This is a genomic window from Bacteroides sp. MSK.20.82 (assembly GCF_019052485.1).
GTDB classification, from domain to species: domain Bacteria; phylum Bacteroidota; class Bacteroidia; order Bacteroidales; family Bacteroidaceae; genus Bacteroides; species Bacteroides thetaiotaomicron.
In genome coordinates, this window is record NZ_JAHQUN010000032.1 from 12,802 (window position 1) to 34,598 (window position 21,797).

The 21,797-nt window shown below is 42.6% G+C and carries 12 protein-coding genes and 2 tRNA genes; 1 reads left to right on the top strand and 13 read right to left on the bottom strand.

Translation table 11 applies throughout. From position 1 onward, the window contains the following. Window positions 1-20 precede the first annotated feature (20 nt). From KTR07_RS19905 to KTR07_RS19945, 9 genes are all read right to left on the bottom strand, one after another. A complete protein-coding gene (locus KTR07_RS19905) occupies window positions 21-1,112 on the bottom strand; it encodes a phosphotransferase enzyme family protein (protein ID WP_008764441.1) in 1,092 nt (363 codons plus the stop codon). Window positions 1,113-1,141: 29 nt separating this feature from the next. Continuing rightward, window positions 1,142-4,516: a glycoside hydrolase family 2 TIM barrel-domain containing protein gene (locus KTR07_RS19910; RefSeq protein WP_008764442.1), complete on the bottom strand. Its 3,375-nt coding sequence runs from the start codon at window positions 4,514-4,516 to the stop codon at window positions 1,142-1,144. 23 nt (window positions 4,517-4,539) lie between these two features. Beyond that, window positions 4,540-5,430 (bottom strand): YitT family protein, encoded by an 891-nt coding sequence (locus tag KTR07_RS19915; RefSeq protein ID WP_011109173.1) that lies wholly within the window; start codon window positions 5,428-5,430, stop codon window positions 4,540-4,542. 108 nt (window positions 5,431-5,538) lie between these two features. Next, window positions 5,539-6,942 (bottom strand): Gfo/Idh/MocA family protein, encoded by a 1,404-nt coding sequence (locus KTR07_RS19920; RefSeq protein WP_008759920.1) that lies wholly within the window; start codon window positions 6,940-6,942, stop codon window positions 5,539-5,541. Window positions 6,943-7,175: 233 nt separating this feature from the next. Beyond that, the gene (locus KTR07_RS19925; protein ID WP_008764444.1) at window positions 7,176-9,749 is read right to left on the bottom strand and encodes a M60 family metallopeptidase; all 2,574 of its coding nucleotides are present in this window, start codon (window positions 9,747-9,749) and stop codon (window positions 7,176-7,178) included. An 82-nt stretch (window positions 9,750-9,831) separates the two neighbouring features. Further along, window positions 9,832-11,124 (bottom strand): BT_3987 domain-containing protein, encoded by a 1,293-nt coding sequence (locus KTR07_RS19930; protein ID WP_008764445.1) that lies wholly within the window; start codon window positions 11,122-11,124, stop codon window positions 9,832-9,834. A 36-nt stretch (window positions 11,125-11,160) separates the two neighbouring features. Beyond that, entirely contained in the window at window positions 11,161-13,101 is a 1,941-nt protein-coding gene (locus KTR07_RS19935; protein ID WP_008764446.1) for a RagB/SusD family nutrient uptake outer membrane protein, read from the bottom strand. Between the two features lie 6 nt (window positions 13,102-13,107). Then, a complete protein-coding gene (locus KTR07_RS19940; RefSeq protein WP_217315483.1) occupies window positions 13,108-16,461 on the bottom strand; it encodes a TonB-dependent receptor in 3,354 nt (1,117 codons plus the stop codon). A 50-nt stretch (window positions 16,462-16,511) separates the two neighbouring features. After that, a complete protein-coding gene (locus KTR07_RS19945; RefSeq protein ID WP_008764448.1) occupies window positions 16,512-17,165 on the bottom strand; it encodes a FecR family protein in 654 nt (217 codons plus the stop codon). Window positions 17,166-17,794: 629 nt separating this feature from the next. On the opposite strand from KTR07_RS19945, the gene KTR07_RS19950 reads away from it, so the two are divergent. Next, window positions 17,795-18,340 carry an RNA polymerase sigma-70 factor gene (locus KTR07_RS19950; protein ID WP_008764449.1) on the top strand — a complete coding sequence of 182 codons (546 nt, stop codon included), beginning with the start codon at window positions 17,795-17,797 and terminating at the stop codon, window positions 18,338-18,340. Window positions 18,341-18,404: 64 nt separating this feature from the next. Here the strand turns inward: KTR07_RS19950 and KTR07_RS19955 are convergent, their stop codons facing one another. The 4 genes from KTR07_RS19955 to KTR07_RS19970 form a co-directional block, all read right to left on the bottom strand. Then, window positions 18,405-20,252 (bottom strand): right-handed parallel beta-helix repeat-containing protein, encoded by a 1,848-nt coding sequence (locus KTR07_RS19955; protein WP_008764450.1) that lies wholly within the window; start codon window positions 20,250-20,252, stop codon window positions 18,405-18,407. A 39-nt stretch (window positions 20,253-20,291) separates the two neighbouring features. Further along, window positions 20,292-21,551: a Gfo/Idh/MocA family protein gene (locus KTR07_RS19960; RefSeq protein WP_008764451.1), complete on the bottom strand. Its 1,260-nt coding sequence runs from the start codon at window positions 21,549-21,551 to the stop codon at window positions 20,292-20,294. Between the two features lie 61 nt (window positions 21,552-21,612). Continuing rightward, window positions 21,613-21,685 (bottom strand) — tRNA-Gly (locus KTR07_RS19965). Window positions 21,686-21,693: 8 nt separating this feature from the next. After that, window positions 21,694-21,776, bottom strand: a tRNA-Tyr gene (locus KTR07_RS19970). Window positions 21,777-21,797: the final 21 nt, after the last annotated feature.

Consider the following 21,797-nt stretch of genomic DNA (forward strand, 5'->3'; position numbering starts at 1 on the left):
TATCCATTTTCCATTCTCCATTATCCATTAACCAAGCACTCATTGATGAATGCCACCATCTCCGGTGTATGTTCTTCTACGCTTTGAAGTAGTTTGAACTGTGCCTTGGTGCGCACCAGATTATGTTCGGGATATTTGATTTTGTAGTAAGTATCTCCGTTGATATAATCGGCAAGGAACCGTACGCACTGCATATAGGGGAATAAAGCGGCAGCATAAGGCAGATTCTCTATTTCAATGGGAGTGAGGAACGATTTGGCACCTTTCAGATATCCTTTGGTGAATGCCTTGAATATCTCCATGTTGAAGTTCACACGATTCAGGTCTTTGTCATCTTCATCTCCGGTGTTGGCACCTGTACGGAGGAAATCACCGTAGTCGGAGAAGATGAAACTCGGCATTACCGTATCCAGGTCGATGACGCAAAGCACTTTCCCGTCTTCATCAAACATCATGTTGTTTACTTTCGTATCGCAATGGCATACTCGTTTCGGAAGCTTTCCTTCGCGGAACAGGCGTTCTGCCTTGCACATTTCGTCCGCACGTTTTTCTATCTCGTCCAGATAATACTGTACTTCGGCTACTCGTCCGGCAGCATTGGCAGCGACTGCATCACGTAGCTGTTTGAGACGGAATTCCATGTTATGGAAGTCGGGGATGGTTTCTCCCAGTGTTTCCGGAATGTCGGCAAGCATAGCCTGAAAGTTTCCGAAAGCCTCTCCTGCATAATTGGAATATTCCGGATTGACAGTCTCGTACGTTTTGGCACGCGGAATGAATACCATGACACGCCAGTAGCTTTCTCCATCAAACCAATAAGTTTTTCCTTCTTCAGTGGCGAGGAAAGAGAGAACTTTGCGGTCGATGTCGGCTTCTCCGGCTTCGGTCAGTTTCTTGCGAATATGTCCGGTGACTGCGGCAATATTGGATTGAAGCATTTCTACATTCTGGAAGATGGCATGGTTGATGCGTTGCAGAACGTAGTCGGGGGCGTCTGCTTCCTGTGTGTTAACTTTGTATGTGTCGTTGATAAGTCCTGCTCCCAAAGGCTTAATCTCTGTGATAGTACCTTGGGTGTTGAACTTGGCTACAATACTTGATAAATCTTTCATGGGTCTTTTCTTTAAAATTTATACTAAGGTTATCGATAATCATATTTGGCGGCTTCGGTAGCCTGACTGCCGGAACGGACTGGTACCAGAGTGAACCCCCAGTTGTATTCGCGGTTGGCGGGAATCTGGTGGAAAGGTTCGGGACGTGCCCCCCAACTATCATAACCGCCTACTCCCTGTTGCTTCATGTCGACACAAACTTCGACGAAGTCTCTTGGAGTGACGTCGTTGACGTGATGCATCCGGCGCAATACATTGCGGGCGGCCTTCTCGTCGTGGTTGGCAGCTTCTTCCGGGCTGAAGTTATTCCATTGGTAGGGGTGGGGTAGCGCTTCTTCCGAGTCGAAGTCCTCGACGGAATTGCGCAGTGCGTTGAAACCGATCAGGCTGTCGGCAACGATGACAAGGCCGTTTCCTTTATCGGGAGACAGGTTAAGCCAGCGCGTATCCGTGTGGTGTCCGTTCTCCTGAGGACGTACATAGTTGAAGTACATCTTATCGGCGGTTGTCTGATAGATGCCTACCATGGTTCCGTGATTGCGGTCGATGTAGTTTTCTTCCGGACCACGTCCGAAATACTGTACATTATTCATCTGTGCCGGTAAGCGGAAACGTACACCGATGCGGGGAACTTCCAGCTTGGAAGCGGCTTTGCGGGCTGCATCACTTCCGGGAGTGAAGGTAGCCATGCGGGTAGCTTCGGAGACTTCTGTTTCGGCAGCCTGCATATCGGTAGAAGTAAATTTTGCATTTACATGAACGATTCCGCTTGGGTATATCTTATAGGTGACAACATACAGATTGCCGGCTGCCAGCAGATAAGTTGCCTGCAACAGGACGGCTTTGTCTTCTGTGCTTACCTTCGTGTCTGTCACGTGGAAGTCTTTGCTGGACTGTTTCCATACGTGGAGGCGTTTGGGAGCACCGTTTCCGTAATCATTGTCATTAGGCGCACGCCAGAAGTTGGGCTGGATGCCGAATCCGTCTTTGAAGTATTCGGTTCCATCCACTTTGTATGAGGTAACCAGACCGCTCTTCTTGTTGAATACAAAATTTACTTTTGAAGAAGAAACAGTCAGTTCGTCTCCTTGGGTTTGAGTTTGTAATGCGGGGCCGTTGGCTTTGTACGTATTCCTTTCGGCTTCAACGGGCAGACGGAACTGGTCATATGCAATTTCGTATCCGGCGGGAATCAGCGGTTCCGGTTCTACGGCTATCACACTGAAGTTAACGAAATATTCCGTTCCCGGACGGGCTTTCAGACCATTTACCGGTACGGTGAATTCTTTCGAAGCTTGCGGAGCGATGTCCAGTGATACCTTTCCGCTTTTGACGGTTTTTCCGTTGGCCAGTACGCTGTAATGTATCTGATACTTTTTCAGATTGGTGAAGTAGAAACGGTTCGTGATGTTGAACTTGCCCGATGCTGCGTCAATCGCATCGAAGCCGACATTCTGATGCACGTATTTCACTTCTGCCATTGCCGGATGCAGACCACGGTCGGGGTTAACAAGACCGTTGCAGAGGAAATTACCGTCGCTGGGTGCATTTACTCCGAAGTCACCTCCATAAGCCCAGTATTCTCTTCCGTTCTTGTCTTTCTGGAGCAGACCCTGATCTACCCAGTCCCAGATATATCCTCCCTGAAGGTTCGGATATTTATAGATAGCCTGCCATTGTCCCCAGAGATTTCCGGTAGAGTTGCCCATTGCGTGTGCATATTCTGACGGGACAATAGGACGGTCGCTGCCGTTCTTGCCGATATCTTCCAGCCAGCCGGCACCCGGATACTGAGGTACGTACATATCGGTGTTCCATTCCCATTGTGCACGTTCATAGTTGACGGGACGTTGCATGATGTTCTTGTCGGCTTCTTTCAACCAAAGATAAGTCTGGTAGAAGTTGTATCCGTTTCCGGCTTCATTTCCTAACGACCAGAAAGTGACGCTGGGGTAGTTCTTGTTGCGTTCGAACATATTGATTGTGCGATCCATGTGTGGTTTCAGCCATTCGGGATTGTTGCCTAATGAGCCGCCTTTACGTAGATCGTAGTACATACCGTGGCTTTCGATATTGGCTTCATCGTACACGTAAAGTCCGTATTCGTCGCAAAGTTCATAGAAACGGCGGTCCTGCGGATAATGGCAGAGACGTACACTGTTCAGATTATGCTGTTTCATTAGTTCGAAGTCCCGACGCATCAGTTCTTCGGTGACGTAATGTCCGGTTTCCGGATTATGTTCGTGGATATTGACTCCTTTCAATTTCAGCGGTTGTCCGTTGATAAACAGGCATACATAAGGTTTTCCGTTGGCGGCTTTCTGATCGATAGGTTTGATCTCGATGCGACGGAATCCTACGTTGAAAGGGATAATCTCATTGACTTTACCCTCTTCTTTGACAGTCATTACCAGCTTGTAAAGGTTCGGGTGTTCCGATGTCCATGTGTGTACATCGGTCAGATTCTTGTCAAAAGAAAGGGTTCGTGTCTCGTTGACAGGGACATAAGTTGTCTTCTCTTCGGTGGCAACTACTTTTCCCTGAGCGTCGAGCAGTTCATATGCCAGTGTCAGATTGGTTGCAGCCGGACGATGATTGCGCAGGTCGACGTTCAAAGCGAATACTCCGTTCTTGTAACTGTCATCCAGTGTCGATGTGATGCGGAAATCTTTCAGGGCGGCTTTGGGCTGTGAATACAGATAAACATCCCGTTCGATACCGCTGATACGCCAGAAGTCCTGACATTCCAGATAAGAACCTGTGCTCCAACGGAAGATTTTCAGTGTAAGTACATTCTTACCCGGTTTCACGTATTTGTTGATCAGGAATTCTGCGGGGTTCTTGGAATCTTCGCTGTATCCTACTTCTTGTCCGTTGATGTATACATATACACCTGATTTCGCTCCGGCGAGGTGGAGGTAGATATCCCGTTCTTTCCAATCGGCGGGAATATCGATGTCCCGACGGTAGACTCCCACGGGATTGGCTTCCGGAAGGCTGGGAGGCTGCGGATTACGGGGCTTGAACTCATAACCGTGGTTGGTGTAGATAGCCACTCCATACCCTTGTACTTCCCAGTTGCCCGGGACTTTGATATCATTCCAGGAGTCCGTGCTCACGGAAGGGTCGGTGATATTGGCGGGAAGGTCTTTGTAGCTGTCTGCGAAGAAGAACTTCCATGTACCGTTCAGCAACTGATAATAGTTGCTTTTTTCAAACTTCCCGGTAAGTGCATCAGTCCGGTTATCGTACGTCATGAAGGAAGTACGCGGATATTCTTTATTGACCGATACAACTTGCACATCCTGCCAGTAAGGTTTGTCGGATGTCTTTTCGGCCATAGCGCCTGTTGTTAACAGAGAGAATATTCCTGCCAGTAATAGGTGATATGATCTGTATTTCATGTTTTTCAATCTTGTTTCTTTTTTTATTTAACTTTGATATGGTCGAAGCCTTCCCCATAAACTCCGATAACGGCACTTTGCGATACAAATGCGTTGGGGTCGATATCTTTAATCAGTCGGAAGATGATGGTAGACTCCCGCTTTTTGGCAAGCACAAACATCATTTTCACTTCTCTGCCTGTGTAGAAGCCGGTTGCATTGATGATCGTCACTCCACGGTGAGGGTATTCGTTGATGTGTCGTCCTATCTCCTCATATTTATTGGATATGATAAAAAACTGGACAGACTGACGTGCGCTGTTCACTACCTGATCGAGGACGAAACTGCAAATGTAAAGTGTTGCAAATCCGTATACCACCTTCTCCCAGTCCTTCAGAACGAAATAACTGGAGGTAATGATGATCATATCGCAGATCAGTATGACTCTTCCCAAGGTTATGTCCCGGTATTTGTTGATGATGGCGGCAATGACGTCCGTACCGCCGGTGCTTCCGTTGGCGCAGAACGCAACTCCGATACCGCCGCCACAGAACGATGCTCCGATGACGCATGCCATGAAAGGTTGGTCGCGAAGAAGGGAAACGCCTGATGCCAGTTGCTGGATAACGGACAGGAAGAAAGTCAGGGTGAATACTCCAAAAATAGTTTTAATACAGAACTTTAATCCCAATAACTTAAGCGCAAGCAACAATAAGAAAAAGTTAATGCTGAAATATGTATACTGTACCGGGAATCCCGTTGCCCAATATACAATAGATGCAATACCCGGCACTCCGCCCGTCGTAATGTCGTTGGGGAGTAGGAAAACGGTCCATCCGATGCCATAAAGTATCATACCTACGGCGATCATCACATAATCTTTGGCTTCCCGAAGGATAGTCTGTCTAGAGGGTTTTAAAATATCTGCTTTCATATAGGTGATTATAATAATCAGTAAAGTGCCGAACATGAACTTACGGATAACCTGACTTTTTCCCAGTCTGGCTATCCGTAAGTTTATATATTAATAAGGTATAATGGCTTATTCGGCAAAAGCATGTCTGTAACCTTGCACTTTGTTCCATCCGCCACGGGTGAAATCAGGAACTTCTACCGGAGCAGAACCGTTTTCGATGGAGAGTCTGGTCAGTTCGGCCATACAACACCATTCTGCGAGGTCGTAAACGTCCATGTCCAGTGGCAAACCATTGCGCAGACAGTATACCAGACGATAGTCCATGATATAATCCATACCGCCGTGTCCACCTACTTTCTTGGCAGTTTCTTCCAGTTCTTTGTGAATAGGATCTTTGTATTTAGCCATCAATGCTTTTTTTACATCTTCAGATACAGAACCGTGTGCGTTCAGCTTTTCGTGATTCGGCACATCATTAGAGTCTACTTGTGTAGGTCTCAGACAGTATTCCTCAATCGGATATTTGCTGGCATAGCCATCAGCTCCAACTACCTGGTACATACGGCTGTAAGGACGGGGAGTCATTACATTGTGCTGTATCAGCATTGTTTTGCCGTTCTCCGTACGGATGAGGGTTGTGGTCTGGTCTCCGTTCTGGAAGTCTTTTACTTCTTTTCCGGTAGACTTTTTAATGTATGCCGGACCGTTCACAGCTTTGGTGTCCATAGCTACGAGAGTTTTCATACGGTCGCCACGGTGAATATTGAGTACCTGGCAAGCCGGGCCCATACCATGAGTTGCATATACATCACCACGATGTTTCTGATTGTAGTCCATACGCCAGTTGTTCCAGTAATACGGCCAGAAGTCTTCCAGATTGTGTATATAAGCACCTTCTACGTGAAGTACCTCACCGAATACACCTTGTTGTGCCATATTGAGTGAAGTCAGTTCAAAGAAGTCATATACGCAGTTTTCCAGTTGCATACAGTGTTTGCGAGTCTTTTCAGAAGTGTTGATTAGCTTCCAGATTTCATCCAGTGTCATAGCGGCAGGTACTTCGATGGCTACATGTTTGCCATGTTCCATAGCGTATACACCCATGTCTGCATGGTGTTTCCAGTCTGTAGCTATGTATACCACGTCGATATCGTCACGTTCGCAGAGCTTTTTCCATGCTTTTTCGTCTCCTGCGTAGGAAGCTGCTTTCGGCAGACCGGCTTTCTCCAGTATCTTTTGAGCATTTTCAACACGTTCGGGGAGAAGATCGCATAAAGCTACAATCTGAGTTCCCGGAATATGTGTCCAGCGTTCAACCGCACCGGGACCGCGCATTCCCAATCCGATAAAGCCTACACGAACCGTTTCAAGTTTAGGAGTAACGAGTTGGATTACATCTTGCTGATTTGCCGGACGAGCCGGAGTTTCTACTTTAATCGGAGAGAACTTTGCTTTTGTCTTTTGAGCAAAACTGGTCTGGCAGGTCAACAATGCAAGACCGATGAGTGTGTTAAGTAGTAGTTTCTTCATCTTTCTTTTAATTTTTAATTGGGGGTTATTAATTGGTTTTTCATTTCGGTGTCAAAAATACTAATTAATTAATCAATCCAGTGTAATTATTGTAGATATTTTCATTGCCCGTCTATATTTTTGGTAGAAAAAGAGTCGCACTATTCGCTATGTTATAATGATATTTTCGGCATCGCCCGAACAGTGAGCGATGCCGTTTCTACATCTGTAATGTGTGTTAAGTTAAATTATTCTTATAACAGAATACGTTTTCCGTCAGCTTGTACGGCATATAATTTGGCATTCACCATCAATATAGATGAAGGAATCTCGAAAGTCGTGAAGGTAGAAAAATAAAGTAATTTTCCATTTTCATCATTCTCTCTGAGTTCAAAAGCCACAGCTTCATCTCCGTTTTGGATGGAGACCTTGCGTCCTGCCAGCTCTGCCGTGATAGCTTTGGTTATCTTCTGATTTTCTTTGAATTGAGTGTAATATCCGACATCTCCGACTGCCGAATAGCGGTAGTCATTCGATGGAAACTCACTTTTCTTTCTGTCTTCAATGTATTGGAAAGCATGTTTCGGGGCAGGGAATTGTGCCATGTATTCTTTTGCTTCCCGAATCATCGCATCACTTACATAGTATTTGTATGTTCCATACTGTTCGATAGTCGTATTGACAGGTTCGAAGAATCCCCACATCTCGAAAAAGTCTGTCAGGTTCTGATTGGCGGCTTTACTTGCCATTTTGGCAAATTCAAGTTGCTTTTTCCCGGGATCTTCACCTTCGGTCATATTCACTTCACGCATCAGTTTGAAAAGTGTTTGCCAGAAATCTGTTTTATATTCGCATCGGTGATAGTAAATCCATAGTTGCCAGTTCATTCTCATATGCGTTTCTGTGTCTTCGTTCTGGTGGGTTGCGTCTCCCATATTATACCAAGCCTGCCCGTTGGCATAACGGGCGGTTGCAACGCTTCCTAACCCGTTACCACGCGATTTGTATTTTCCTAATTTATAGATAATGAAATTAGAGAACAGATTATTAGATGATTCGGTAGAACTGGCCCAGTTAATAGCTGCCTGATGAACATGGCCAATTTCATGAGCTGGTCCCCACGCGTTATCTTCCGCCGCCATTACATTATCTTCCAACAAGATATTGCCTAAGTAGGTATAGACAAATCCGATTTGATAGTCAGAAGCCCACATATAACTTCCTTCCGGTGAGATGGCAAATAAATGGTTGTTGACTTGTGATGGGCGTACATCGTCAATTCCCATTAATTCTTGTTGCCAGCCGACAATGTTATCCCATAGATGGATGGCTGAGAGGATGTTGTTGGGTACATATTCCAATAATTTGTTGCGGTGGAAATAGAACATGATCTTTTCACCGCGTATGCAGAAGTATTTGTGTGTTGATTTTTTCAATAATTCAGCGTATTTTTCGTCTGTCTTATGTTCTTTCAGGTCGAAGAAACCGTTCACTGTGCCACTTCCGAGTGGTATGTGAATTTTGATGGGTTTTGCTGTATTTGAAGTCAGTTCGGTGTTGTACATGACAAACAATTGTCCTTCTCCTTTCATAGTCAGTTTGTTGACTCCGGGATTTAGCATATAGACATCGCCTGAAGAAGCAGTTTGCTTGTATTCTGTTCCTGTTTCCCAAATACACTGCATTGAAATATTCTGTCCGTATGTGTCACCAACCAATACGATGATATCGTCTCCTGCCTTGACGGATATACCAGTCGGATTGTCGAGATCACTATATTTCTTAGTCATTAATTTATCCGCCCATTCAGCAATATTACTGTATGGTTCATAGCTGCGAATGCGAAATTCTTTTTCCCATTTGTCGTATGTATTGTCACGAACCGCTTCTGCTATTCTGACGAAATAGTCTGGCAGAGCTTGTATCTGTTCGTTGGTGACGTTGTTCTTTATTTCCGTACAAGTTATATCGGTGAATACGGTAAGAAGTTGTTTATCCAGTGTTTTATCCGTATTTGTTTTGTAAAATTCCATTTCATCACAGCTTACAAAATCACCCAGACCGCTTAATACTTCGAATTTGATTCCGGTCGCTTTTATGCCTTCTGAAAATGAAACTTTGGAAGGAGCATTCTGCTCTTTAAAGTCATATTCTCCCTGTAATGTATAATCTGATCGGTCAGGATTGGTTGTTGTATATACTTTGACCTTTCCGAAGTTTCCATTACCGGATCGTGTATAATAAATTAAGTAGTCTATTTCCGTATCTCCTTTAAAATAGTATTCCAGCGTGACAGGGAATTTGGCGGATTGTCCCCACGGAGTGTGGAAAGGGGCAGCTCCATCAGTTGAAAATTTGCCATCATATGTATTTTCAATATCCTGTCCCTCCTGATGCTCACTCGCTTTGCCTCCGGTTGGTGTAACCTTGATGTCACCCTCAACAATTACTTCGCCTTTGGCATATTGATTAACGGTGATAGTATAGGTAGCAGTAGTTGATGTTACTTTTATGTTGGCTGTTCTTTTGGTTTCGCCTGTATTTTCATTCACTGTAATTCTCAGGAAAGTTCCTTCTGCTGCTGTCTTTTGTTTTGAGCATTGTAGCCAGTTTGCTTCATAAGAGACACTCCATTGAGCTAACTCCATAGATGTGTTAATTGGAATCTGGACAGACGTACTTGATTTATCCAGATTTTGTATCAGATATTCTTCACTGATACTGAAGGAGCTATTTATAATCGATTTTTCGGTATCCTTGCATGCCAGTGAAACTGTGAATAGAGTAAAAAGGGCTAACAGGTTAGTAATGAATCTTTTTATTGTCATTTTTTTGCTGTATTAGTTTTTAAGATAGATGAGGTATAAAAGGGTGAATCAAAAGTCTGACTCACCCTTTGTCTCTCATTTATTATTCGGACAGTATGAACAGACTAAATTCGCTCCATACAAAGAAGGAACCACCGGTCCAGTTGCTTTCACATTCAAAGCGTAAGGTGTTGGCAGCATTGTCTATTGAAACGTCGGGAGAAACATAAACTCCTGCAGCACCTGACGGGAGACCATCTTCATCCCACGCAAAACGCTTGTAAAGTTGTAAATTGTTCTCATTCGTTCCTGTATATAAATTGAACCATGCCAAAGCGGCATTTCCGTTATTTGATCTGTTTGTATAGGTGAAACGGAATGTCTTAGTTGATACGGGCAATTTTACTTGAACATAATGCTTGTCGGCAATTGATACACTCCACGCGCTGTGGAAGTAGGTACCTATATCTCCATCCAATAAATTAGCTAAGGAACCTTCTGACGGTTCTATTGCATTACTGGAAAGCATGTCCGCTGTCAGACTGTATTTTTCAACAGATGCAACCAGTATAAATGGATTCGTGTCGAATTCGAAACCGTCTTTTCCATTAATTTCCAGAATCTTTATACCCACATTTCCGGAGGTCTTCGTAAACTTAGGGATATTAACTTGAACAGAAGATGTGTTTCCAGGCTCAAATGAGATGATATCCGAAACCAACGTTGCTCCTTCTAAGGTAGTAGTAGTTTCATCAATTGCTACTTTACAGGTGAAATTCCATTGGTTTTCGACTTGCAATCCTAAATCAAGAGCAATGGTGCCTCCACTTTGGGGCAGATATTTAGTCACGGTTCCTGAACTGGATTCAGTGACTGAAAGAGAGGGAGTAATAATCTCCGGTTTCAGAACTAATGTGTTTTTATCCGCCAGGATGGAATCGGATGTACTGGTCAGCATGATTGGAAGGACACACGTTTGTCCCTCTTCAAGAGTCTGCTCAAAGATTTCTATCTCGTTGGTATTCAACTGTAAATTGATGATCTTATAGGTTTCAGCAGAAGAATAATCGAGTTCTTCCATGTTGAACGAATAACAATTGGCAGGCATTGCCACATAGTCCAAACCTCTCTCGGAGATATACTTCTCAAAATTGACTGCATCCATTGCACCGATATGGGCAGAAGCTGTCAATGTGGGTTGACTTCCGGATTTAATGACCGTTATTGAATAGTTAGTAGCCTCTCCTGTTTTATAAAGATCTACGGCTTGCTCACCGGTGGTCTGCAGTGATAGTATTTTCTCATATTCCTGCGGATAGGTATCGTCATAATTGTCGCAGGAAGTATTCATCAGAATCATCCCGCACAAACACAATGCTATTGATATATGTTTCATATATATTCTATATTGTTATGAATGAATAAAAAATAATTAATATCCGGGTGCTTGTACCATTTGCGGATTTTTGTATACTTCGTTGTAGAATACCGGATTCAGGTACATGCGGTTTTCCCACACATAAGGTGCATCAACTGTAGTTCGTTTATTAAATTCTTCGAATGTGGGACTTTGAACTTCTGCATTCAATCCTTCCCGTTTGTTTGCTCCAAAGTACTTGGCTCCTTCTGCCCAACGGCGGACATCGAAGAAGCGGTGACCTTCGTTCCATAATTCAACAAAACGTTCATTGTGTACCCAGTCTTTTATTGTCATATTATTTGTGATATCAGCCAATGTTAATTTAGGGATTCCGGCACGTTCACGAACAGGATTTAGTGCATCAATGGCTTCCTGTGTATTTCCTAATGCTGCATGGCATTCTGCTACGTTTAGGTAGAGTTCGGCCAGGCGGAATAAGATAGTAGGTGCGCTTGTTCCGCTTGTAGAACCGCCGGCTGTATAGAATTCAGTTACCGGATCAACAAACTTTTGTGTCAGGAACCCTGTGACACTATGGTCACGATTAAATAGAGACGGATTGTAACCGTGCATTTCCGAATTCCTCATTTCCAGTTTCAGAGGAGAACCGGCCGCAAATTTAGTTCCGTAGTCACCACCGTCAAAAGCCATCCATGCATAGAAACGAGGTTCACGACCCACATTCAATTTGATAATGTCTTCCCGTGAAGAGATACCTGCTGACTCAAACCATTCAGAGGAAGGAGTAAAGTCAAGGTCTTTTTCAGGTAGTTTCCCGTTAGCTGTATAGAAATGTTCGAACGTATATAATGTAGGAGATACACCACTATAACCAGCATGCCATGTTCCATCCGATTTCTTCAGAATACGAAGCGGATAACGGGAATAAAAATCAAACTGGTTGGATAATCCCCAGATAATTTCTTTGTTTCCTTCAGATTCACGTGTACTTACGGCATAGCGCATCTTCATTACGTTTTTCAGGAATTCTTTATTATCTTCCACGTCTGCTACTCCGGGAACAAAAGGTAAGTTCAGGGATTGTCGGGAGTAATATTCGTCGTCATCGTAAAGTTCACGGTCACCGGAAGTTGTAGCTAATGTAAGTGCTTCCTGACATGCGGCCAGTGCTCTTTCCCATTTGCTCTTGTCATAAGTATTGCTTACCAAAGCTTTACCGTAACCCGGAGTCTCGAAATTCTCATTCTGCCAGTTAGGGTAGGGGAAACTTCCGTTCCATAAAGGAGATGCGGCATAAAGTAACAAACGTGCTTTTACAGCTTTAGCTATAGTAGATGTAGCGCGACCCCATTCATTGGTAACGGTGCGGTTGGCAGGAAGTACTTTGGCGGCTTCATCCAGCTGGTTCGCAATCCAGTCTACACAATAGTCAAAGTGAAAACGTCCATTATACTCTGACGTTGGGGTATCCATCGGAATGTACGAGTCTGTAATTGGGATGGGACCATATCTTCTTAAAGTAGCGAAGTGGTAATAAGCTACCAGGAATTGGCATTCGGCTCTCCATTGTTCCTTTTCTGCATCAGATGCAATGTCGCTTCCCGCATTTTCCAACTTTTGTAAAAACAGATAACATTGTCCTATATATTGGTAAGTAGTTCCCCATAGCCAGTCTTGGTTAGTGGATGATGCAGTGTTAAATGCATAGGCGCCCCAATAACCGTCTGTGTTCCATGAATAAGGTAATACATATTCGTCTGTCGTAGAGTTTATTTCCCCCAGATAGGCACTGGGTAAGTCTGTACTGACACCTCCATAACAGGAATAAAGAAATCCTAAAGCTCGGGTGGGGCTTGACATTGCGTCATCGATATTGGGTTGTTCGGGTGGAACGACGTCTAGATAATCACATGAGGTTAAGCCCAATGCAGTGATAATAACTGCTATACTTATATTTTGAAAGATGCGTGTTAGTTTCATATTTTTTCTCATAATAAATTAGAACTGAAGTTGAATTCCGACATTGACAGTTTTTTGCATAGGATAACTGTTCCAAGAAGACAGTTCAGGATCCCAAAGGTCAAACGGACTAAAGGTGAATAGATTGGCTGCGCTGACGAAAATACGTCCGTAAGGTATCTTATATCCTACTTCTACATTCTTCAATCGGAGGAAAGAACCATTTCTCAACCAGTAACTACTGTTCACTGTATTGTTGGCAACGTCTGTTGCAAGTAGTCCCAAACGAGGATATTTGGCATCCCAATTCTGTTTTTCTTCCGACCAGTAATTATCGGCTATATATTTTAATACATTTCTGTTACCGACGGCTATTCCTTCTTGGAAAGGGTCAATACCGTTTGTCATGATAGAACGCAGAGCAGAGCCACTGAAGAAGACACCAAAATCAAACTTTTTGTAGTTGACAGTTCCGCCAAATCCGTATTGTAAGCGTGGAGTACTTCCATATTTGGAGATCATCGTCTGGTCATCCGAATCAATGATACCATCACCGTTAAGGTCACGATATTTAATATCTCCGACCTTGGGTGTAGAACCCAAATTCTGGGCAGGGCTGTTATCTATTTCTTCTTGTGACTTGAATAAGCCTTCTGCTATGTAGCCGGTAATGCGTGAATAAGGTTTTCCGGTTTCTGACTTCCATATAGTCGGATATTCCGGTTCATCCACATAGACCATTTTATTTTTGTTGTAGGTGAAGTTTGCCTGTAGACTGACAGACAAATCTTTGGAGAAGTTATTGGCATAATTAATACTGAATTCCACTCCTTTATTATCCATTTTACCAATATTACTCCAAGGTTTGGCAATATGATAAGCCAGCGATTGTGGCCATGCTTCACGGTTCATGAAGATGTCATAACGCTTGTCGTAGAAATAATCGAAGGTAAATGTCCAGTTTCGGAACAATGTAAAATCAATACCGATATCGAGCTTCTTTACTTTTTCCCATCCCAAACCGGACATGGCGTAGTATGCCATCTGAGGACCTCCTAATTGGTAGTCCATATTTTGTCCGGAAGTCCATTTCAGATAAGACAGGTCGTTGTTTGTAATCTTGTCTATATACAGGTAATAACTTCCGCCGGCTGTTGCCAGATCGTCGCTACCTACAAGACCGTAGGAACCTCTGATTTTGAGATTGTCCACTACATTTTTCATTGGTTCGAAGAAAGCTTCATTGCTTATCACCCATCCTAAAGACACGGCAGGGAAGAATTCGAAACGGTCTTCTTTGGCCAGACGTTCGGTCCCGTTGTAACCGAAGTTAAACTCAAACAGATAGCGTTGTCCGTAATCATAAGTAAGACGTCCGGAAAGGCCTTGATTACGGTTGGGTAACACATCGCTTCTGTATTCGCGTTGTTTGTAGAGTAACATGGCACCTACATTATGCAGACCGAATTGACGGGCATAGTTTAGGTTGAACTGTAATTCAAATGTTTGGTCGGATGACTTTCCGATAGCCGACTGACTGATATAATCGCTGCCATTCGAATTTAGCAGTTCCAATTCATAATTCGTATTTTCCAGGTCGGTTTCATCGTAGCTTCCGCTTTTTATGCGATAATAATAAGGAGCAATGCTACGATCAAAGTAAGAACTTGACCAGGTTTTGAAATTTACAAAAGCATTAATTTTAAGCCCTTTAGTGATAAAATCCAAATCCTGATCTATCTTGATAACTGTGTTAAGTGTATTTTCGTTCGTTTCGGCAAATGATGTCATCATCCTGGCATAGGGGTTCGTGTATAAGGTACTTCCTGAGATGATGTTGTTGCCGTACATGATACGCCCGTCTTGACTTGGATAAGTAACCGGAAATTCTATGGGGGTAGTAGTCAGAATCTGTTTGAACAAATCCTCGCTTGATACATTCGGGCTTTTTTTCTGACGGATCTGAGCGTTCATATTCATTTTGATTGTCGTCGTCGGCGTCAGTTTATAAGCAATATTATTCTGGAAGGTATAGTTCATTATATTAATATTGTTGTTCCATGAATATGCTTTCCCTGTGTTCAGCAAGCCTGAATCATGGCTGACATCCAAACTCATGTAATATTTAACTTTAGAACCACCACCGGAAATGTTGACGTTGGCACGTTGGCGCATACTCATGTTTTTAAACAATACGTCTTGCCAGTTTACATCGGGGTATAGGTATGGGTTGACTCCGGATGCCGTACGTTCCATGTCTGTAGCACTGTATTTGGGTGTAGCGGAAGAGTTTCTGGCTAATGAAGCTTTATTATACATATCCATATAAGTAGATCCGTCCACAAATTCCGGGAACTTGTCTAAGTAGTTGAAAGAATTTTCTGCTGTAACGTTGATGGATGTTTTACTATTGTATTCTCCGCCTTTAGTTGTGACGATCATTACACCGTTAGCTCCGCGTGAACCATAGATAGCGGTGGCAGATGCATCTTTAAGGATAGAGAAACTTTCAATATTCTCGGCCGGCACATAATTAAGGTCACCGGATGATATTTCTACATCATCCAGTAAAATCAGAGGAGTTGCTCGTCCACCGAAAGTACCGATACCGCGAATGTAAAATTCGGCACCGGAGCCAGGCTCTCCGGAATTTGTTTTTGCGATGACACCCGCCAACTTTCCGGCAAATGAATTGGATAAAGTAGATGACGGCAGCTTGAGGCTGGCACCTTTTATACTTGTGATAGCTCCTGTTACGCTGACCTTCTTTTGGGTACCGGAACCGACTACGACAACTTCATTCAAGGTATGATCGTCTCCTTCCAGTACAATTTTGATATTCCCTAGATCTTCTACAGGAACTTCGCGAGTTTTATATCCGATGTAAGTTACGACAAGGATCGTCTTATTGTCGGGTATGGAAAGACTAAAATTACCATCAATATCCGAGATTGTACCGGTGTTCTTGTCACCTTTAATCGTGATGTTAGCTCCAATGATGGGGCTATCGTCCACTGCGTCTATAATAGTACCGGTTACAGTACGTTTTTTCTTTTGTTGGGTGTTATTCGTTTTTTGTACGTTAAGAATAACCTCTTTGTTTTTTACGATATAGCTAATACCGCTGTCTTTGAAAACTTCATCCAGAATCTCGTCAATAGGACCATTACAATTAATGTCTTTCCGTTGTTTGTCTTCGAGATCTGCTGCATTGTAGAAGAACGTGTAGTCGCTGTTTTTTTCTATAAGCTGGATAGCTTGCATAATAGTGATTGATTGCCCCTTGATAGATATGTGTCCTTGAGCTCCAAGAGCGGACAAGGGGTAAAAGAGCAAAACGAGTGCGATATGCTTCAGATATCGCCTCCGGTAACAACTGTGATTTTTTTTCATGATTTAACTTGTTGTGAGGTTAAATATTGGGTTAATTATTAGAAATATGGTTAATTATATATTACTATTTTTCTATTCTGTTTTTTGTATGTAAGGTTAAGGCTGAAACAGAGTTTATCTATCACGTCATCCAATGTTTCATCATAACGGATGCTGCCTGTGAATGAAGGCTGTTTAGTAAACTTTCCTTCTAGAATTATATTTGATTGGTATATTTGATTTATAATCGAAATGAGCTGGGATAATGGGGTTTCTTTGAAGTTGTATCTTCCGTCCTTCCAATTGATATCCATAACATTCTCAACTAATGTTTGTGCATTGTTTGGATTATACATTACCTTTTGCGATGGAGACATGATAATTTTCTCTCCTGTAGATTCTACATTGAATTCAATTTTACCATGAAACAGCGTGATTTCATTTTTTTCAGCATTAGTTTGCTTGATTTGGAAACAGGTTCCCTTTACTTCTATAAAAGCTTTATTAATATGTACTTGGAAGAAACTGCCTTCATGTTTATATACCTCAAAAAATGAGTTGCCTTCTAACCATACTTCTCTTTTTTTGTTGAAGGCTTTTGTGTATTTAATGGAACTACCTGATTCCATCCATACTTTTGTACTATCCGGTAAAACGTGCATTTGGTTTTGTTGTGCTATCACCTTTATAAATTCGTCGTTAATATTATCTCTGATTGAATTCATCCAAAATCCTCCTATTGTTAGTAAAAGAGCAAGTGAAGCTACGGCAAAATGCCATCTTAGTTCTGTTAGAACTTTGTTTCTTTTCCTATCTACACATCTTGCTTTTACTTTTTCCCAGATCTGTTCTTTTATTTTAAAATCTATAGCTTTATTTTCTGATTCATTCCATTGTATTTTAAGTTCTCTATCCACTGATTCCAGGTCAGCATAGCTCCTTCGCTGCTTTTTAGTCAGCTGTCCTGCCAGCAAACCTTTAATCAAACTCATCTTTGTATCTTTATCCATCCTATCTTACTTTGTTATTATTCTATTTATTATTACTCGTATATTATAAATACACTTGAGTTAAGTCTATCCCCACATCCCTTCGATAAAAAAAATAGCAAAATTATTATTAAAACCACAACAACTTAATAATCAATATACTACCACCCAATTAAAAAGAAGTTTTTTTTTCGAAAAGTCATTTTTTTATCTTAGTTCTAACAGAACTTAGTTGAAATTAATAATTAGAATAGATTTTGAAGACATTATTAAAGGAAAAAAGGTAACTTTATTATAAATAAAAATCAAAAAAAATGTTGCGGTTAATAGTTATTTCTTTATTTTTGTAACACAATTGAAAAGAGATGGAGGAGACAATAATTCTGGAAAAGGTAAAAGCGGGAGATGCGGCTGCATTTTCTTTGCTGTATGACCTTTATTGGCTGAAGGTTTATAACTTTGCACGACTTTATATCACTTCATCTTCCGTGATTTCAGAAGTAGTTCAGGATGTTTTTGTGAAAGTTTGGGAGTCCAAAGAGTTTCTTGATATTACCAAGAATTTTGATGGGTTGCTTTTTATGATTACCCGTAATATTATATTCAATTATTCGCGTAGACATTTTAACGAGCTGAATTTTAAAATGACAGTTCTGAAAGGACTTGAAAATTCTTATGATATAGAAGAGGAATTGGATGCTGCTGATTTGAAGAACTATATTGATAAATTGATTTCGCAACTTCCGGCCAGACGACAGCAGATCTTTAGAATGAGCCGCGAAGAGCATCTATCTAATCGGGAAATCGCGGAACGTTGTGCAGTCAGTGAAAAAGCAATAGAACGGCAGATAACATTAGCATTGAAGTTCATCAAAGAGAACCTTCCTTTATTTGTCGTATTTATGGGATAAAGGCTCAAACGTATTCATACCCATGCTTGAGTCTGAATACGTTTAATTGGCTATATGGTGTTTCTTATTTTTTCAGTTTAAAGAAAGGATTCTTGCTAATCTTGACATCCGAAGGTTTCATCTTTTCAATTGTAACAATACGTCCTAATACATCCCCTTCAATCTTATTGTTTGAAATAACTACAGATTTACATGCTTCCAGCGTAATACCTTCTTTGCGATAGTGATAAGGCTGGTAAGTCGTATCACGTATGAGTGTATTGGAGGAGAAGGTGAGCCCGTTTACCGAACGTGCGAAGAGTATCGGATAATCAAATAGGTGGAAGGTATTATCCATAATGCGGATATTGCGATGATAGGGGTACTTCTGTTCCGGTGTCGGTATTTCCGGGTCAATGCTAATCACAGCTTCACAGAATTGATAAATTGAAGAATTGCAAGGGTAACGGAAATCATTGTTGCGTATCAGCACATCTTTGACAGCTCCTGATTCATACCATGCGTTTGCGTCTCCGGCAATCAGAATGGCAGAGCCGCTGGATTCGAATACATTGTTCTCGATAATAACCTTGCCGGGAGTAGATACAAGCAGACCACGTGCCCGGCAACTTCCGAAATGGCAGTTGCGTATTTCTGCATCAGGTGTGCAGGTCAGATTCTCTATTACATATCCGGCTTCCACTCCGGCTGGAAGTGGTACTGATAATTCGATGATAAATTCAGCTTTATTCAGTGCTTCAAATTTATTCATTTTACCGGTAGCTACGGTACGCATGGTTTTATGCTCTATAAATCCGATTGTTTCGTCTGGGCGTCCCCATTCCATCCCTTCACTCATGTCTTGCATGAACTTGCATTTGATACGGGTAGGAGAAAGAACTTCCATAATACGGGAACATGTTCCATGGATGTTAATAGGGTCATCCATCAATCCTGCCCAACTACAGTTCTCAATCTTGAGTAATCCGCTGCATCCCATGAAGTGGAAACCGTCGTCATGTCCGCTCAGCACACGTTTCTTGGAAGTGTTAGGGATGATATGTACATCATTGAAAGAGATATTCTTGCTATATTGTGACAGAATTCCCAGTCCGCAGGTATGGAATAGCTTTACGTTCTCTAGCTTTGTATCCATACTGTGGTAAATGAAGATACCGGCGTGATCTCTGGTGCTGTGTCGTAACACAAGGACCGTACCCGGCGCAGGGAAGAATTTATCAGCCTCCTTTTTAGGATCGGATAAGCGTATTAATCCGGGGTTTATTTCTGTTGCATCGTATGAGCGCCAGCCTAAGTTATCACCTGTATTTGGCAGGACGAGATGGGTGTCGGGATCAAACTGCATGATCGCCCAAAGACTGCTTTTCCATCCTTCGCCGACAAAAGTCAGTCGTTTGTTTTCTATGATATAAGGATATTGGTGGGAGTCGATTTCGATCTCAAGGTATTCGGAGGTAGATTGAGTGACAATACCTTGCGCAGTTAATGGGATTTCCCAATCGACGGAGAAATTCTTTAAAGTAATGTTCCGGCAATGATCCAAAGTGAATGGTTGCATCCGTCCATGCATAATAAACTCAGAACCATTACCGTCAATCGTCAGATCATTGATCTGCTCCAATAGCACGGCGAGAATTTTGGGATTAACATCGTAGGTGTTCGTTTCGTAATAATCTTTTTCGATAGCATGTTGTGCCCAGAAGTCATATCTTCCTTTTGGGAAAACAAGCGTGGAACCGGGATGTTGCTTGCAAGCATCGATTGCCTTTTGTATAAATGGAACTGCGTTGATACGGCTGTCGGGTTTCAAACCGAAATCAGATACGGAAATAATCTTGCTTGCTGCAATGCTGTTTACGCAAAGTAAAAGTGCAGATAGTAAGCATGTCTTTAATGATAGGAATGTTCTCATGTGTTTTTTTATAGTTTAATTGGGGTAAATAGGTAAAATCTAATGTTTGTGTTTTTTCCAGACACCTCTGGTGAAATCCGGTATTTCTACAGGAATACTTCCGTTCAATACTGACTTCTCGCTTAATTCGGTGATACACGACCATTCGGCTGCATCATAAACGTCCATGTCAAGGGGCAGTCCGTTGCGCAGGCAATATATTAACCGATAATCCATTACATAGTTCATTTCGTTCGGTAATCCTTTACGATGTGCTTCCTCGCCGATGGTGGCGCTAAAAGGGTGTTTATAGCGAGTTAATACTGTCTCCAGTGCTTCGCCTTCAAGCGGAGTATCTCCATGAGAATCCAGGGCAATGCATGGTACCGGATATTTTTGTGCAAAGCCGAGTGTACCGCATACTGTTTGCAGGCGACTGTAAGGGCGGGGAGTAGAAACATTATACTGAAGCATGATCGTTTTTCCTTTGGCGGTATGGATAAGCGTGGTGTTGACATCTCCCAGCTTATACTTCTGACGGGCTTCCGGTGAGTTCTCTCCGAATCTTTTCCGCGCATACTCGCTCATGCCGGCCTGATGGGTGGACATGGATACGAGATATTCCATTCTGTCATTGCGGTGGATGTCGAGAATCTGACATGCAGGTCCCAGTCCGTGGGTGGGGTAGGGATTGCCTGTATGTTCGATACTGTATCTTTTTCCCCAGTGATTGTGGTAACCGCCTTCGCTCTCTTCGGCAAAATACATGGAACGGAGATCGTGAATATACGCTCCTTCTACATGCATTATTTCTCCGAGTACACCTTGACGTGCCATTTCGAGAGTAGTCAGGGCAAAAGGGTCATAACAGCAATTTTCCAGCATGATACAGTGGCGTCTTGTCTTTTCTGCTGTATCGACCAGTTGCCAGCATTCGGCTATATTCATGGCGGCAGGAACTTCGATAGCTACATGTTTGCCGCATTCCATTGCATAGGTTGCCATTGGGGTGTGAGTGAGCCAGTCTGTACAGATAAAAATTAAATCCAGATCGTTGCATTCACACATCTTTCGCCAGCCGCCTGGTCCGGTATATCCCGTGGCTTCGGGGTGCTTTGCTTCTTTGAGTATGAGTTGGGCTTTGTTCAAGTTACCTTCCCTGATTTCGCTGAGAGCTTTGATTTCGGTTCCTTCTATTTGCAGATAACGTTGCAGGGTGAGTAGCCCTCGATTCCCCAATCCTATGATTCCGATGCGGACAATTGGGATAGGGGGGTGTGCCAATTGCAGTACGTGTGATTGCGTTGGAGAATCTTCCATGTTCTTAGAGGTTTAAAGTTATACAAAAAAGAGAATCTAATTTCTCAGATTCTCTTTGAAGAGCGGAAGACGGGGCTCAAACCCGCGACCCTCAGCTTGGAAGGCTAATGCTCTATCAACTGAGCTACTTCCGCAATTTTTGTGGGCAAAGATGGATTCGAACCACCGAAGGCGTAAGCCAGCAGATTTACAGTCTGCCCCATTTGGCCACTCTGGTATTTGCCCTTTTGTGCTTTTGAGGAGGTT

Coding starts and splice junctions, on each gene's coding strand:
- KTR07_RS19905 (WP_008764441.1), bottom strand. CDS start 1,112: ATGAAAGATTTATCAAGTATTGTAGCCAAGTTCAACACCCAAGGTACT.
- KTR07_RS19910 (WP_008764442.1), bottom strand. CDS start 4,516: ATGAAATACAGATCATATCACCTATTACTGGCAGGAATATTCTCTCTG.
- KTR07_RS19915 (WP_011109173.1), bottom strand. CDS start 5,430: ATGAAAGCAGATATTTTAAAACCCTCTAGACAGACTATCCTTCGGGAA.
- KTR07_RS19920 (WP_008759920.1), bottom strand. CDS start 6,942: ATGAAGAAACTACTACTTAACACACTCATCGGTCTTGCATTGTTGACC.
- KTR07_RS19925 (WP_008764444.1), bottom strand. CDS start 9,749: ATGACAATAAAAAGATTCATTACTAACCTGTTAGCCCTTTTTACTCTA.
- KTR07_RS19930 (WP_008764445.1), bottom strand. CDS start 11,124: ATGAAACATATATCAATAGCATTGTGTTTGTGCGGGATGATTCTGATG.
- KTR07_RS19935 (WP_008764446.1), bottom strand. CDS start 13,101: ATGAGAAAAAATATGAAACTAACACGCATCTTTCAAAATATAAGTATA.
- KTR07_RS19940 (WP_217315483.1), bottom strand. CDS start 16,461: ATGAAAAAAAATCACAGTTGTTACCGGAGGCGATATCTGAAGCATATC.
- KTR07_RS19945 (WP_008764448.1), bottom strand. CDS start 17,165: ATGAATTCAATCAGAGATAATATTAACGACGAATTTATAAAGGTGATA.
- KTR07_RS19950 (WP_008764449.1), top strand. CDS start 17,795: ATGGAGGAGACAATAATTCTGGAAAAGGTAAAAGCGGGAGATGCGGCT.
- KTR07_RS19955 (WP_008764450.1), bottom strand. CDS start 20,252: ATGAGAACATTCCTATCATTAAAGACATGCTTACTATCTGCACTTTTA.
- KTR07_RS19960 (WP_008764451.1), bottom strand. CDS start 21,551: ATGGAAGATTCTCCAACGCAATCACACGTACTGCAATTGGCACACCCC.